This is a genomic window from Pseudohongiella spirulinae (assembly GCF_001444425.1).
Classification (GTDB): Bacteria; Pseudomonadota; Gammaproteobacteria; order Pseudomonadales; family Pseudohongiellaceae; genus Pseudohongiella; species Pseudohongiella spirulinae.
The window spans coordinates 746,532-761,843 of sequence record NZ_CP013189.1; the positions used below are offsets into that span (position 1 = coordinate 746,532).

The 15,312-nt window shown below is 55.2% G+C and carries 16 protein-coding genes; 7 read left to right on the forward strand and 9 right to left on the reverse strand.

Going from position 1 to position 15,312, the window contains the following annotated elements; genetic code table 11:
* Positions 1-260 precede the first annotated feature (260 nt).
* Positions 261-1,181: an HpcH/HpaI aldolase family protein gene (locus PS2015_RS03525; protein WP_058020934.1), complete on the forward strand. Its 921-nt coding sequence runs from the start codon at positions 261-263 to the stop codon at positions 1,179-1,181.
* 100 nt (positions 1,182-1,281) lie between these two features.
* Here the strand turns inward: PS2015_RS03525 and PS2015_RS03530 are convergent, their stop codons facing one another.
* From PS2015_RS03530 to PS2015_RS03570, 9 genes are all read right to left on the reverse strand, one after another.
* Positions 1,282-1,725 carry a TerB family tellurite resistance protein gene (locus PS2015_RS03530; protein ID WP_058020935.1) on the reverse strand — a complete coding sequence of 148 codons (444 nt, stop codon included), beginning with the start codon at positions 1,723-1,725 and terminating at the stop codon, positions 1,282-1,284.
* A 156-nt stretch (positions 1,726-1,881) separates the two neighbouring features.
* The gene (locus PS2015_RS03535; protein ID WP_058020936.1) at positions 1,882-3,315 is read right to left on the reverse strand and encodes a DUF3526 domain-containing protein; all 1,434 of its coding nucleotides are present in this window, start codon (positions 3,313-3,315) and stop codon (positions 1,882-1,884) included.
* Positions 3,316-3,326: 11 nt separating this feature from the next.
* Complete coding sequence (locus PS2015_RS03540) at positions 3,327-4,754, reverse strand: ABC transporter permease subunit (protein WP_058020937.1); 1,428 nt, start codon at positions 4,752-4,754, stop codon at positions 3,327-3,329.
* Positions 4,751-5,506: an ABC transporter ATP-binding protein gene (locus tag PS2015_RS03545; protein WP_335338251.1), complete on the reverse strand. Its 756-nt coding sequence runs from the start codon at positions 5,504-5,506 to the stop codon at positions 4,751-4,753. The genes PS2015_RS03540 and PS2015_RS03545 overlap by 4 nt, the downstream gene beginning before the upstream one ends.
* Before the next feature lie 86 nt (positions 5,507-5,592).
* Entirely contained in the window at positions 5,593-5,865 is a 273-nt protein-coding gene (locus PS2015_RS03550; protein WP_058020938.1) for a hypothetical protein, read from the reverse strand.
* Between the two features lie 104 nt (positions 5,866-5,969).
* Positions 5,970-6,569 carry a DUF1826 domain-containing protein gene (locus tag PS2015_RS03555; RefSeq protein WP_058020939.1) on the reverse strand — a complete coding sequence of 200 codons (600 nt, stop codon included), beginning with the start codon at positions 6,567-6,569 and terminating at the stop codon, positions 5,970-5,972.
* Positions 6,570-6,571: 2 nt separating this feature from the next.
* Positions 6,572-7,792: a zinc metallochaperone GTPase ZigA gene (gene zigA, locus PS2015_RS03560; protein WP_058020940.1), complete on the reverse strand. Its 1,221-nt coding sequence runs from the start codon at positions 7,790-7,792 to the stop codon at positions 6,572-6,574.
* 77 nt (positions 7,793-7,869) lie between these two features.
* On the reverse strand, positions 7,870-9,090 hold the full coding sequence (locus PS2015_RS03565; protein WP_082627942.1) for an ABC transporter permease: 1,221 nt from the start codon (positions 9,088-9,090) through the stop codon (positions 7,870-7,872).
* Positions 9,080-9,796 carry an ABC transporter ATP-binding protein gene (locus tag PS2015_RS03570; RefSeq protein WP_058020942.1) on the reverse strand — a complete coding sequence of 239 codons (717 nt, stop codon included), beginning with the start codon at positions 9,794-9,796 and terminating at the stop codon, positions 9,080-9,082. The genes PS2015_RS03565 and PS2015_RS03570 overlap by 11 nt, the downstream gene beginning before the upstream one ends.
* Before the next feature lie 84 nt (positions 9,797-9,880).
* Between PS2015_RS03570 and PS2015_RS03575 the strand changes: the two genes are divergently transcribed.
* The 6 genes from PS2015_RS03575 to ribBA all read left to right on the forward strand — a co-directional run bounded on the left by PS2015_RS03575 (position 9,881) and on the right by ribBA (position 15,296).
* A complete protein-coding gene (locus PS2015_RS03575) occupies positions 9,881-10,498 on the forward strand; it encodes a DUF3299 domain-containing protein (RefSeq protein WP_058020943.1) in 618 nt (205 codons plus the stop codon).
* A 91-nt stretch (positions 10,499-10,589) separates the two neighbouring features.
* On the forward strand, positions 10,590-11,849 hold the full coding sequence (glyA, locus tag PS2015_RS03580) for a serine hydroxymethyltransferase (protein ID WP_058020944.1): 1,260 nt from the start codon (positions 10,590-10,592) through the stop codon (positions 11,847-11,849).
* A 23-nt stretch (positions 11,850-11,872) separates the two neighbouring features.
* Positions 11,873-12,325: a transcriptional regulator NrdR gene (gene nrdR, locus PS2015_RS03585; protein WP_058020945.1), complete on the forward strand. Its 453-nt coding sequence runs from the start codon at positions 11,873-11,875 to the stop codon at positions 12,323-12,325.
* Between the two features lie 56 nt (positions 12,326-12,381).
* A complete protein-coding gene (gene ribD, locus PS2015_RS03590) occupies positions 12,382-13,479 on the forward strand; it encodes a bifunctional diaminohydroxyphosphoribosylaminopyrimidine deaminase/5-amino-6-(5-phosphoribosylamino)uracil reductase RibD (protein WP_058020946.1) in 1,098 nt (365 codons plus the stop codon).
* Between the two features lie 20 nt (positions 13,480-13,499).
* The gene (locus PS2015_RS03595; protein WP_058020947.1) at positions 13,500-14,156 is read left to right on the forward strand and encodes a riboflavin synthase; all 657 of its coding nucleotides are present in this window, start codon (positions 13,500-13,502) and stop codon (positions 14,154-14,156) included.
* 18 nt (positions 14,157-14,174) lie between these two features.
* On the forward strand, positions 14,175-15,296 hold the full coding sequence (gene ribBA / locus PS2015_RS03600) for a bifunctional 3,4-dihydroxy-2-butanone-4-phosphate synthase/GTP cyclohydrolase II (protein ID WP_058020948.1): 1,122 nt from the start codon (positions 14,175-14,177) through the stop codon (positions 15,294-15,296).
* Positions 15,297-15,312 lie beyond the last annotated feature (16 nt).

Consider the following 15,312-nt stretch of genomic DNA (forward strand, 5'->3'; position numbering starts at 1 on the left):
GCAGACACCGTTTGTCCGGCAGACCTGTCATTCGCAGATTAATTGTCGAAAAAGCAACAAACCTGGATTAAGCACCGATTGCCACTCGGTTTTTTCAAATTCTGATGTAACGGTGCTATATTTAAATAATATAAATATCAATTAGTTATGTGGTTGGCTGGAAACGCAGGCAAGTTAATTTGACTACTTGCGATGATTGCGCGAGTGTTCCGTATTATCATGATGATTCCCATAACCGAGAATGATAACAAGAGGCTTACATGAAAACGTTTCGCCGTATGGCGTGCCTGTCTTTGACACTGGCTGCCACTCTGAGTGCTGCGCCTTCTTTTGCGCAGGAAACTATTGATGTAACAGGCTGGGGCACCGGCAATGTGCAGGCAGTCCCCATTCATGAAGGACGTCCCTGGGGTTGGGCGGTTAAGGACTTCATGGACAACCCTGATCGTCAACTTTACAACACGGCCAAAGCCAAGTTGTTGGCCGGGGAACAGATTTTCAGTCATTCGATCTCCAGATTTGACATTGACGCCTACTGCTCTGAAGCGCCTGACTATGACTACACCTGGTTCGAGATGCAGCACAGCACGCTCCGGTATGATCAGGTAGCCGACATGATTGCCGCCTGCCCCAACGTGGGTGCAACACCCATCCTGCGTTTGCCCGATGCCAGTGAAGGTGCCGTGCAGAAGGCCATGGATATGGGGATGCTGGGCATCATTATTCCTACAGTTAATGACGCCATTCAGGCTCGCGAGGCAGCACGCTATGCACGCTACCCACCCATCGCCCGTCGTAGCGCCGGTGGTGGACAGGGCCCTGGCCTGTGGACACCATTCCTGCCTGCTGGTGAAACCTTTCGTGAAAGTGCCAATGACAACATGCTTGTCGTGGTGATGATCGAAACAGTGGAAGGCGTGAACAATGCTCTGGAAATCGCGTCAGTTCCGGGTGTGGACGTGGTCATGCTGGGTAACGCCGATCTGTCCAGTTTCTCTGGCCTTGCCCAGGATTCCCCTGAGTACCGCGATCTTCAGATCAAGACCCGCAATGCGACCTATCGTGCTGGCAAAATCTGGGCGAATGCCTCGACCCGTATGGCACAGGGCAATCCGCTTGCAGAAGAGTCACTGATGTACCTGTTGGGGCCGAGTATCTCGGAACGCGCTGCCAATCAGTAAATCGGCTCGGTGAGCAGGACAGCGCAGCTTACCGGTTTATAATGTCAGACCAGCGAGTGCCCTCCCGATTAACGGGTGGGCACTCCAGCCTGCAACAGATTCAGCGCACCGGCTTCAGGCGCAGGCCGGCGATCTCTGATGGTGTAGCCTTCAGGGCATTGGCCACACGGTCGAAGTAGTCGATTTCGAATTCTCTGACGTGGTCGTCAGAATGCAGGACCCGGATCAGGCTCTGCAGAACGAGGGCGCGGTCTTCATCGGCAAGCTTTCTGGTAGCCTTGCTGAGATAGCGATCCAGTGACTGGCGCTCAAACAGCTCGGATTGTCCCGCTACACGGATGTCTGCCTCGCTGATGTTTTCACCCGTTACTTCCAGCAGTACTGCCTGAATATCCGATATTTCAGATGAGTCGACGTTTTTGTCGGCGCTGGCCGCGCGAGCCAAGACCATCAGCAGGACTTCTTTCATCAGCTGTTTTTCGGCTGCTTCAGAGTTACTGCTCTGGAAAAGGCTGGTCAAGGTTTCAAAGTTGATGATGCTCATCCTGTTCTATACTCCATGGTGACAGTAATCGTTATGGCCTGGTCTAATGCTGATACGGCCTGGAATTAACGGGTAAATCGGAGCAGATGCATGGTATGCAGACTGCCGCCGACAGGCTGCCTACAGTAGAATTCCTTGGTATCAATGTCAATGCACTCACGATTGTCCGACAACCTTGAAAGAGGTCAGACGCCGGTTAACCACAACAACCGATCCGAAACCAAGTGCCAGCAAAAACAGCAGAGGCATCAGGTGCCTGCCCAAGTGACCGGCAAGGGATTCGTCCTGAAAGCTGAATTCTCCGATTCGCTCATATTCCGCCATGCTCAAGGGTTGCCCGGCCACAATGCCGGGCCCGACACGCTCACCATAGCCGGCCTTGAAGGCGCGAACCTGCGTCACATAATGTTGGTGCCGCTTGGCAGAGGTGCCAGCCAGATCATTGAATACACCATGTACGATCATCGCCGGGGACAGATAGCGGATAATGCTCACGCTGGTTTCCCGTTGCTGCGCGGCCGCCTCGAACTCGTCAAGTATCGGCCTGGTTGCCTGGTCGACGGTGTTGGTCACCAGGAATGATGAACGAAGAAACGCGGGAATCTCCGCTGCCTCGTTTACCAGCATTTCCGGATGATCCAGAATGAACTGATTGGCGATTTCCGATTCGCGTAAGCGTGCTTCATTTTCCGTTTCACGTGCTTCAGCAAGATAGGCGAGACGCGTCGGTGTTGGATACGCTGTCTCCAGTATGGCACTGGTGCTAGAAGGCACTATAAATACGAAACCCAGCCAAAGGCCGAGCAGGGCCATGATGTTGAACTCGCTGCGCCGGTTATAACTTGCCACCAGTGCGATAACGCCAACCCAGAATGCAGCGTACACAAGTGTCGCTGCTGACCAGAGAAGAAAGGGAGGCACACGATCTGAAATGCTTGCTGAGCTGTTATTGGTCAACAGCATGACAAGCATTGTCACAAACAGTACGACAAGGATGGCGCCAGATCGAAGCAGCAGTCGTGACCAGAAAAGACTGGAAATACTGACTCCCTGTGACAGTGTCAGTCCCAGCCGGTTGGCGTCACGATCTGCCGAGAGCAGGTCGAAACAGAACACAATCAGCATCAGGGGCAGTAACACGATGATAGCGGTGCTCAGATCGAATGGACCGAGCATTAACGCAACGGGATCATCAAACTCGTAGCGGGAGAACATTCGGATATCCGGATCCGACAGCGAGATTGTGCCCAGATAGGGAAGAATGTCCGATTGTCCGATGGCAAAATCAGCAAGCGGCGCCTGAGGCAGGTAGGATGCGAACCGCACATCCATGGCAGAACCAGTGCGCGGGGATACGTCCGCCAGAGCGCCCTGGGACTCCTTGATCTCCAGATTTCGAAGCCAGGCAGACATGGTCTGGGAAACTTCGCTCTGATGCCTCTCTATAGCCTGTAGCCGGTTCTCCAGATGAGTCTTGCCACTGAGCGCTGCATACAGCAGCAGCCCGGCGAACACGGCAAACAGCAGCAGGGATGATTTTTGCCCCAGGCTGAGTTGCCATTCAGTTGTCATCCAGTCTCGTAAAGTCATGGTCACTATCCTCAGTCAGCCAGCCGTTTGCGTGTAATGGACCAGGCCAGCCAGCCTGTCAGCGCACCCCATGCCAGCAGGACAAGCACATCCACGAGGGCCGAACGCCATGCCAGCGATACTGTTGGAAAGGTATAGCTGAAGTCTGGCACGGTTTCCCAGAACTCTGCATCGGACAGGTAGGTGCTCATGCCGGCACCGTTGAGCAGCATGTCCTCATTCATGATGCGCACGATCTCATTGCGCTGCCGCTCGGCTTCATTGGCGAAATGCTGATAGGCCACAAAGTCTGTGCCGGCAAAGGCACTGGACGCATGCTGCAGGGCAATGGCGGGCGACAGCAGAGACACCCAGCGGCGCGCCCCTCGCTGGCCGTAATACCTGTCATACACGTCGTCGTAGAATGCATTCAGGGCGGCATAGTCCAGCACCTCGGTGACTTCAAGGCGCAGCCCGGTGGCGTTCAGATCCATGGTGGCGAGTTCCTCCAGGCTGACTTCCCGACCCAGTGCACGGCTGACCACGAACTGCTCAGCGGCGCGATACTCGTCACTGTCAGCGCTGGCGCGATTTTCAGCAACGGATGCGCGCAACTCACTCCAGACTTGTGCGCCATCCGGAATCGGATGCACCTGTGCGGCCAGGCCCGCCCCAATGCGAGGCATAACCAGAATCGACACAGCCCATATTCCCAGTAGTACCAGCAGTGCGGTTTTTGCCTGGTTGAACATGGCGGATATCAGCAGTGCGAATGCGGTCAGTGCAAGCACGTAGATGGAGTAGACAATAATCAGCCAGAAGGCTCTTGAAAGTGTATCCTGTGCAGACAGGCTCACGGGTGAAAAAAGTGCCATAATCGCCGAGGCGCCAATGGAGATGGCCACAATTGCGATACCGGCACCAGCGATGACGAGGAATTTTGCGCTGAAGAGCTTGCCGATTGATGCGCCTGAAGCGATTGTCTGCCGCAAGGTACCGCGCTCACGCTCGCCCGCAAATGTGGCGTACCCCAGCAGGAACACCAGCAATGGCAGGAGGATGGTCAGGATGCCGGCGACGCTGAAGTTGCTCAGGCGGCTCAACTCCAGAGAATCCGCCGCGGGCCTGAACATGGCGGGATTACGCTGATGCGCTTCCAGCCAGATAACCTGACCCATGAACTGCGCAGCGCCAGGATCAAACGATGCCAGGGGCGATACAGGCTTGTAAGCCATACGGCCAAAGTGGGCGGCGGAGTGTGGATTTTTTTCACCCTGATCCAAAAACACCTGCTGATCGGTTTCTTGGGCAAACATGGCGTTGCGTTGCTGGTCGGCGTAATTCGCCCAGCCGGCCAGCAGTCCGGTCAGCCCGAGTAAGAGCACGATGATTGCCAGCAAGCGGGTTCGTCCGTCCCGACTGACTTCCATCGCTTCTTTTCTGATGATGTGTGAAATCATGACGCATTCTCCTGGACGGTCTCGGGCATTGCGCCCTCCGGGTCGTGCATGTGTTGCAGATAGATTTTTTCCAGTGTGGCATTGTCCAGCGCACAGGTCTCCAGCGAGTCGACCATCCTGCCGCTCTTCATGATGACAATTTTATCGCTGATTTCCCTGGCCCGGAACAAGTCATGTGTGGCCATCAAAACTGCCTTGCCGTCGGATGCCAAAACCCTGAGCAGGCTGCAAAATTCATTGGCAGCTTTGGGATCCAGGCCGGATAGAGGTTCATCCAGAAGCAGGGCTTGCGCGTTTTTTCCCAGCGCGATCGCCAGCCCAACTTTCTGTCGCATGCCTTTGGAGTAATCCTGCACACGCCGCGTGGCGGCTGACAGGTCCAATCCCACTTTGTCCAGCAGACTGCGCAGCTGTTGCTCGTCGGTGCTGTCAGCGCCGCTCAGGCGCATGAAGTATTCGAGGTTTTCAAGGCCGCTGAGGGAGGGATAGAGGGCGACCTGCTCGGGAACGTATCCCAACTGGCGTCGTGCTGCAGTCTTATCAGAGTGTACATCCTGACCATTTACCTTCGCGTAACCAGAACAGGGGTCCAGAAACCCGAGGAAGAGATTGATGGTGGTGGTTTTGCCTGCGCCGTTGGCGCCCAGCATGCAGACGATTTCTCCGCCAGATATGCCAAGGTTCAGGTTGTTGAGTGCGCTATTGCTGCCAAACGTTTTGCTGAGCGATTCAGCTCTTAACACATCCGCCATGATCTTTACGCCTTTTAGAGTTATGTAGTTGCCGATCTGATTCAGTAGCCTAAAAGTTATGGTGCATCATATCGCTAATTCCTGGATTACCCAGCCAGTCCGTTTTTGCTTCCGGGATATGTGACATTGTATTTATCAGCAAGTCGGCTCTTTTTTGCGCATCTGTGACAGGTGCCATGAATCTCAAGTTGTTCCTGTTGCATGGTAAAGCCGCTCTTGTGCACTTCCTGATTCAACTGCAGAAGAATGTCTTCACGCGCGCCGGTTTCATCAACGCGCTTGCTGGTAAGGCGGGCACCGTGCTTTTTGCAGATTGCTTCCGCGTCACTCAGGCATTGCGGATGGAGGGCCGAGGTCATGGTTCAATCCTCAGTCGTGTTGAGCCAGGTGTGCATTCGCCGCGATCAGCGCTGCTGAAAGTAACCAGCCTATGCCTGCCACCAATGTCATCAATAACCTCCATTCACATCACCGAGTCCAGTGTCATGACCAGACGGGGCCGGCTGGCTGACGCCGCGGGTGATCGGTGCACGATGCCGCGTCCTGCGTTGCCGGGCCACTTTTCACCCTTTAACAGGGCCACGTGGCCTTCGTTAATGCACTGGATGTCCGTCGCCATTTGCAGTTCTGGGCCGGCGCGATTGACAGCGCTCTCGGGCAACCACTCGGTACCCGCGCCAAAGTAGGTGCAGATCAGACGACAGACCACCTGGTCGACATGGAATTTTGGGCACATGGCCCGATTGAGCACGGTCATTCTGAGGCCGATCTGCTGCAGATCGAACAGGCAGGCGTACATGTCACACAACAGTCTGATGTCCTGTAAGAACGCAATTCGCGCGTGCTTTAACGTCTTGTTGGTGTCGGGTATCAATGCGGCAAGGGCTTCCGCATCGACATCGGCCGGCAGGATCTGGCACAGTGAAAAATTCGGTTTGTGCCTGACCAGTTCCGAGGCAAAGCCGCGCACGGCCGTGGCGCTCGGCCGTTGCCATTCAGCCAGATTGATGCCCTCGCTGTAGATCGCAGACAGCCCGGCAGGCGTGTTGGTTTGACGGCGCATCGCTAGGCTGCCTGCTCAATAAACGGGTTCTCCAACGTAAGCCAGTGTTGCGTACCGGCGTACAGTTCGTCGTCATTAAGCAGGCAGGCGTCCAGTTGCGCACAGAGCTCAGTCTGGTCCAGCGACTGGCCAATGAACACCAGTTCCTGGCGCATGTCACCGAAAGGTTCCTCCCAGTTTTCTTCGATATAATCCAGCGCTTCCGCATCAGTGGGCCATTGTTCCCGAGGAGTTGCGCTCCAGAAGGTGCCGGCAAAGCCATGGCGCGCGATACCGCCCGCCTGATTCCACTGTCCAATAAGCGTGGGATGACTGGCAAGCCAGAAGTAGCCCTTGGAGCGGATCAGGCGACCTGCCGGCCAGTCCTGATGGAGAAATTCATAGAAACGGGCAGGATGAAAAGGGCGACGCGCGCGGTAAGTGAAACTGCTGATACCATACTCTTCGGTTTCAGGTGTATGCTCTCCGCGCAGCTCACGCAGCCAGCCGGGTGCCAGCTGGGCTTTTTCAAAATCGAACAGTCCGGTGCCTACGACTTTGTTCAGTGCAACCTTGCCGCCACTGATGGGTATGATTTCAACTTCAGGGTTCAGGCTGCGGATGACCGCCATGACCTTTTGTGCCTGAGCGTCGTCTACCAGATCGGTTTTGCTCAGCAGGACAATGTTGCTGAATTCGATCTGGTCAACAAGCAGATCGGACACGCTGCGATCATCGTCTTCACCCAGGCTTTCGCCGGTTTCCTGAAGGGAGAAGGCTTCCTCGTAGTCGTTCAGGAAATTGGCAGCGTCCACCACGGTGACCATGGTATCCAGGCGGGCTACCTGAGACAGGCTCTTGCCGTGCTCGTCTGCAAAGGTAAAAGTTTCCGCGATCGGGAGCGGCTCGGAAATGCCGGTGGCTTCGATCAGCAGATAGTCGAAGCGATTTTGCCCGGCCAGGTCAGTAATGGACTCAAGCAGGTCTTCGCGCAAGGTACAGCAAATGCAACCATTGCTCATCTCCACCAGTTTTTCTTCAGTACGGTTAAGAGTCATGTCCTGGGATACCGTGCGGGCGTCGATATTGATTTCGCTCATGTCGTTCACAATGACAGCAACTTTGAGTCCGTCGCGGTTTTGTAGAATCTGGTTGAGTACCGTAGTTTTACCAGCGCCCAGAAAGCCTGACAGGACGGTTACTGGCAGCGGGCGAAAGTTGGCAGGAGTGAAGTCGCTATTCATGAGACATTACCAGTCGATAATAAAGCAATGATATAACGTATCATTAATTTGTGAGGAAGGTAAAGTAGCAATGCCAATCAGTCGTTGATCTTTATTATTGATGACTGTCGATAGGCGCGTGCGGCAGGGATTGTGGCCAATATGACCGTCATTAGCAGCATGCCGGTCAGGTAGGGCAGGGTGGCTGCCTGCAGAACCTGGGCAGAAACAAAAATGCCAAATTGCCGACTGATCATGTCCGCAGTAAGCGCCAGCCCCATCGTCAGCGTGGCGATGGCGGCCAACATGCCTGTTACGGTCATCATTAGTGCTTCGGCCTGTATGAGCAGGAAGATAAATGCGGGGCGCGCTCCGAGGGCGCGCAGGACAAGCATCTCACGCTGACGCTGCTGCAACGTCGACAGCAGCATGGTGGCGATACCCAGCAGAGCCGACGCCATGATAAGGCCGCCGATAAGAGACAGCGTACGTTCCGCAACATTCATTAGTTGCCAGAGCTCCGACAAGGCGACGCCTGGCAGTATCGCCAGCAAAGGTTCCTGTGGGTAGTTGTTGATGTCTCGCTGCAGGCTGAATGTTTGCAGCCTGGATTCCAGCCCCAGCATAAAGGCGGTGACCGACTCTGGCATTGGTCCACTATGGTGGGCTGCTTCCAGACTTTCCAGGCTGACATGTATGGTCTGATCGACGGGTGTTCCGGTTGGGGCCAGAATCCCACTGACGGTAAAAGGATGATGGTCATGCTGGCTGAAGCTGGTGGCGCCAATACCGTGGGCGATGACGAATTCGTGACCGTGCTGATAACCCAGGCGTACAGCAACGTCTGAGCCGAGCACGGCGGCAAAGTCTGCAACAGGCTGTGCGTCCGTCGTGGAACGAAAGTCGCTGAACGCTGTGCCGTTCAGTACAAGTGATTGATTGTTACCGTAGCGGAAATGCTGAAAATAGTCGCTGGTGGTGCCCATCACCCGGTAGCCTCGATGCGAGTCGCCCAGTGCGATGGGTACGCTCCAGCTAATACCAGGGCTGGCGCTGATGTCCTGGTAGCTCTCCCAGGTGATATTGTTGGTTGCGCTGCCGATGCGGAACACACTGTAAAGTAACAGGTTTATCTGGCCTGTGCGTGCGCCCACGACCAGGTCGACACCAGCGACGGTCTTGTTGAAACTATTGCGTGCTTCCTGGCGGATGTGCTCTACACCGAGCACGACGAATGTGCTGACAAACACTGATAACACGGCCAGAAAGACCGTCAGACGGCGCGCCACCAGACTGCTGACGGCCAGCTTAAAGAACACTTGCAGAACTCTCGCCGTTGTTGAATCCCAGAGCCAGGTTCAAGGTTCTCAGATCAACCGAATCGTCGAAATAGGTGGCCAGACTATGATCGTGACTGACAACCAGGACGGTACTGCCGACTTCTGCAGAGCATTCCAGCAGAGCGCTCATGAAAGTATCTCGAGCTGCAGCGTCAAGGGCGGAAGTCGGTTCGTCAGCAATAATGAGTGGTGGCGCGTTCAGCAGCGCCCGGGCAATTGCAACACGCTGCTGTTGCCCCACGCTGATGCGAGAAGCCTTGTTATTCTGCACGCCCCTTAGCCCAAGTTGCTCAATAAGCATTGTGGCGCGCTCGTCTGCACCCTGATGTTGCCCGGTGAATGCGGAGGCCAGACGGATGTTATCTGCGACTGACAAGTAAGGCACCAGATTGAATTGCTGGAAAATGACGCCGATAAATTGCGCTCTGAATCGGTCCCGTTGACTTGCGCTTAGTGTGGTAAGCCGGGTACCAGCTACCGAAATTTCTCCAGCGCGGGGTCTGGCTATACCGCAGATCAGGTTCAGCAGTGTGGTCTTTCCGGAGCCGGAGGGGCCATAGAGGAACACCCGCTTTCCGGTGCCGATATGCCAGTCCCGAATGTGCAGCAGATCTTTGCTGTCCGGAGCCCAGGAAAAGCGCAGATCCTTAATACTGACAGAACTTGTATAGGTATGGAGTACCATCAAGGCGTTGAATCCAGTGGGTTAGCTTGGTTGCTCGTTAATGCTATGCTATATCATATATAACTTGTATCCGGGTGGAAATATATGCTGAAACGTTTGTTTGTTCTTGCTGCGCTTATTGTCTGCGCAGCAGGGTTTCTGGTCTTGGTACCTGACGGGTCGCCTGCGCCGATCCCGGCTCAGGTCGCTGATCAGGCAGAGACTTTCAGAGAAGTGGATTGGGTCGAGCTTATTCCTGAGGCGGATCTGCAGGCGTTGATGTCGCCACCAGACTGGCTGCTAGAGATTACAGACGGTTCAGAGGAGGACGACCTGAGCCTGTTGTCGCCTGAGGACTTTGCAGATGAGCAGGAAGCACGGTTTTTCCGGGCACTGGAATCATCTGTGATTGTGCCCGAGATGGACAATGTCCGTATTCGTATACCCGGTTTTATTGTCCCGCTGGTCTTTGACGAGCAACAGCATGTCGTTGAGTTCTTTCTGGTGCCGTATTTTGGCGCCTGTCTGCACCTGCCTCCTCCGCCACCCAACCAGATCATTTTTGTAGCTTACGAACCCGGCGTGGCCGTGGAGTCCATTTATGAGCCTTTTTGGGTTGAGGGTCTGCTGACCACCAGTCTGATCAGCAACGATGTGGCGGATGCCGCTTACCAGCTTGATGCGAGTGCAGTCAGCGCTTATTGGGAAGCTGATACGAGGTAATATTCATGACTACCCGGTTTTTTCGGATGCTGAAGTGCGCCGTATCATGTAAAATATGCGCCTTCTTAGAATGCCAGCCACGGGGAAGCGCATGTTTGACAGTAGCATGAACATCAAGAGTTTCGATCCTGAACTGCACGCCGCTATTGAAGGCGAACGCCAGCGCCAGGAAGAGCATATCGAATTGATTGCGTCCGAGAACTACACCAGTCCACGCGTGATGGAAGCGCAGGGCAGTGTGCTGACCAATAAATATGCGGAAGGTTACCCGGGCAAGCGTTATTACGGTGGCTGTGAATTTGTTGATGACGTGGAAACCCTGGCGATTGAACGTGCCAAAGAGCTGTTCGGAGCGGATTACGCAAACGTTCAGCCGCACTCTGGCTCGCAGGCCAATGCCGCGGTTTATATGGCGCTGCTGAAGCCGGGCGATACCGTTCTGGGTATGAGCCTGGCACATGGCGGCCACCTGACTCACGGTGCCAGCGTGAGCTTCTCAGGCCGGATATACAACGCTGTACAGTACGGCATCAACGAAGAAACCGGCGAGATCGACTATGCTCAGGTCGAGGAGTTGGCACTGGAGCACAAGCCAAAAATGATCGTTGCCGGGTTTTCGGCCTATTCGCGTGTCATTGACTGGCTGAAATTCCGTGAGATCGCCGATAAAGTGGGCGCCTACCTGCTGGTAGACATGGCGCACATTGCAGGTCTGGTGGCGGCGGGTGTCTATCCCAGTCCGGTCAAGATCGCTGATGTGACCACAACTACCACACACAAGACGCTGGGTGGGCCACGTGGCGGCATCATTCTGGCGAAGTCCAATCCTGAGCTGGAAAAAAAGCTCAACTTTGCCGTTTTCCCGGAAAGTCAGGGTGGTCCTTTGATGCACGTGATCGCCGCCAAGGCGGTGTGTTTCAAGGAAGCCATGACCAAAGAATTCAAGGAATACCAGAAACAGGTGGTGGCTAATGCCAAAACCATGGCGGACGGCTTCATCAAACGCGGATTTGAAGTGGTTTCCGGAGGAACTGATGATCATCTGTTCCTGTTGAGCCTGGTCAAGCAGGATATCACCGGTAAAGATGCAGACGCTGCGCTGGGCCGGGCCTACATTACAGTCAACAAGAATGCTGTACCTAACGATCCGCGTCCGCCGTTTGTGACCAGTGGTCTGCGCATCGGCTCGCCGGCGGTGACCCGTCGCGGCATGAAGGAAGCTGAAGTGGCGGAGCTGACAGAGTGGATGTGCGATATTCTGGACGACATCACCAACGAAGCGCTTATCGATCAGGTGCGTGATAAGGTAAAAGCGCTTTGCGCGCGCTTCCCGGTATACCGTAACGCGTAAGCGTTACCCAGAGGATCAGGCTGATGCACTGTCCATTTTGCGGCGCCCTGGATACCAAAGTTATCGACTCGCGCCTGGTTGCCGAGGGTGATCAGGTGCGTCGTCGCCGGGAGTGCATCACCTGTGCGGAGCGTTTCACTACCTACGAAACAGCGGAACTGGTGATGCCCCGTATCATCAAACAGAACGGCAACCGCGAACCGTTTGATGAGGCCAAGCTCTATGCAGGCCTTATGCGTGCCCTGGAGAAACGGCCGGTCAGCATTGAGAGTGTGGAGTCGGCCGTCAATCGCATCAAGCATCACATTCGAGCCACGGGTGAACGCGAGGTGCCATCAAGATTGGTGGGTGAAGAGGTCATGCGGGAGTTGCGGCAGCTCGATGAGGTGGCCTTTGTGCGTTTTGCATCTGTATACCGCAGCTTCAAAGATCTGAATGAGTTCCGGGCGGAGATAGACCGCCTGTCCAACGAGTAATATCTGAAAATCCCTGTGACTCCGGCGGAGAGAGGCTAGTGACGCCAGAAGATTACATGCTGCGCGCTGTCGCCCTGGCGCAATCAGTGCTGACAGCCACCCCTAATCCCCGGGTGGGTTGCGTGATTGTGCGTGACGGCAAAATAGTGGGTGAGGGATTTCACCGCGTTGCCGGCGAAGCACATGCAGAAGTCAATGCACTGATACAGGCTGGCGATCTCAGCAAGGGCGCGACTGCCTATGTCACGCTGGAGCCCTGCGCCCATACGGGCCGTACACCGCCCTGCACCAGCGCGCTGATCAGCGCCGGCGTCAAGAAGGTTTATTACGGTTCAGATGACCCCAACCCTCAGGTGGCCGGCAAGGGTGTCAGCGCTTTGCGCGAGGCCGGCATTGAGGTTGAGGGGCCGTTGCTGGCAGAGACCTGTGAGGCACTGAATCGAGGCTTTTTCAAGCGTATGCAGCAGGGATTGCCCTGGGTTCGTTGCAAGATGGCAATGAGCCTGGACGGCCGGACGGCCATGGCTTCTGGCGAAAGCAAGTGGATCACCGGGGCTGCGGCAAGAGCTGATGTGCAACTGATGCGGGCTGCAAGCTGCGCGGTGGTGACGGGCGTCAATACCGTGCTGGGAGATGATCCCGGCCTGAATGTGCGAGTTGAGCAGATGAATCACGCTCAGGCTGCTGAATTTGCTGAGCGGCAGCCGCTGCGAGTCGTCATTGATTCCGGGCTGCGCACCCCGCCTGATTCACGCATCATTAGCGTGCCAGGACAGGCATTGTTTTTGACTGGTCGGGCGCATGTCCAACAGCGAGCGCGTTTTGAGGGTTCCGGCGCCCTGGTTCGTGAAATTCCGGTGCTGCCTGGCGGTCGGCTGGACCTGCAGGCGGCCATGCAAAGTCTGGCAAAGGACGATGCCTGCAATGAAATCATGCTGGAAGCCGGGCCCACACTGAGCGGTGCCATGGTGCAGGCCGGACTGGTGGATGAAGTCGTGATCTACGTGGGGGCGCGCTTTTTGGGCAGTGATGCGCTGCCCTTATTCCATCTGCCGGGCATCAGGCGGATGCAGGACCATATTGCGCTGGAGCTGACCGATGTGCGTCAGATTGCTGAAGACTGCCGGATTACAGCCCGGCTGAAACGGGTTTAGAAAATCAGACGGGAGCGTGAATGTTTACCGGAATCATAGAAGCTCTGGGCAGTGTCTCGGATCTCAAACTGCGGGATAAAGAATGGCGTCTGAAGATCGCCTGTCCGCGGCTTGATCTTTCTGATGTTCAGTTGGGTGACAGTATTGCCGTGAACGGATGTTGCCTGACTGTCACGGCTTTTGATGACAACAGTTTCAGTGCTGACGTATCAAACGAGACGATGAGCCTGACCAGTTTCCAGACACTGAAAAATGGCTCTCTGGTTAATCTTGAGAAAGCGCTTACCCCGCAGTCGCGTTTGGGAGGGCATCTGGTCAGCGGGCACGTTGATGGTTTGGGTGAACTGGTCGAAAAACACGAGGATGGCGCCAGCTGGCGCCTGACTTTTCGGGTGCCTGACGGGCTGGCAAAGTATATCGCCCAGAAGGGTTCGATCTGTATTGATGGCACCAGTTTGACGGTCAATGCTGTAGCTGGTGCCTGCTTCGATGTTAACATCATCCCCCATACACAGCAGGAAACCATCATTCATACCTACAAAGTCGGTCAAAAGGTCAATATCGAGGTTGATCAGATTGCACGTTATCTGGAACGGCTGATTCTGGGAGACCGTGCTGCCGATACCAACAGCGGCCTGACACGGGCATTTCTGGCCAGCCATGGCTTTGCGGACTGACGGATAAAACGGGAAACTATGAAACTGAATACAGTTGAAGAGCTGATTGAAGATATCAGACAGGGCAAAATGGTCATCCTGATGGATGACGAGGATCGCGAAAACGAAGGCGACCTGGTGATTGCTGCAGAAAAAGTGAAGGCTGAAGATATTAATTTTATGGCCAAAAACGCCCGCGGACTGGTCTGCCTGACTCTGACGCGGGAGCGTTGTGAGCAGCTTGATCTGTCCCTTATGGTCAATAAAAACAATACGCCGTACAACACCAATTTCACCGTCTCCATTGAGGCGGCCACTGGCGTGACAACGGGTATTTCAGCCGCTGATCGGGCCCGCACAATACAGGCGGCTGTCGCCCGCGACGCCAGGCCTGATGACATTGTGCAGCCCGGGCATATCTTTCCGATCATGGCTCAGCCCGGCGGTGTACTGCGCCGGGCCGGACATACCGAAGCGGGTTGTGATCTGGCGCGCCTGGCTGGCTTCACGCCGGCAGCGGCTATCGTGGAAATCATGAATGAAGATGGCACCATGGCCCGCCGCCCAGATCTGGAAGTCTTTGCAGAGCAGCACGGATTAAAGATTGGCACGATTGTGGATCTGATTCATTATCGGATCGCCAACGAGCATACGGTGATCCGCAAGGGCAGTCACCCGGTGAAAACCGAACATGGAGAGTTCACCCTGCATACATTCGAAGATACCATCTCCGGTGGTACCCATCTGGCGTTCACCATGGGCGAGATCAGCAAAGAACATCCGACCCTGGTCAGAGTGCATATCGCCAGCACATTGCGTGATGTCTGTGACGTGATTGTCCCAGGCGCCACCAGCTGGTCGTTCAGCCGGGCACTGCAACACATTGCGCAAGATGGTCAAGGAGTTGCCGTGCTGCTGTCCGGTGATGACTATGATGAAGATATTAACGAAGCAATCGCCGGCGTGCTTGGCCAGCGCAAAGCCATCCCGCGACGACACCGCCACAGCGGCAGCGATGTCACTATTGGTACTGGATCCCAGATTCTGCGCGAACTGGGTGTGGGCAAAATGCGACTGTTGAGTTATCCGGCCAAGTTTAATGCTGTGTCCGGTTTTGATCTTGAAGTTGTTGAGTTCGTGCAGTTTGATGAACCGGCCTGACTGAAATTTATGACAG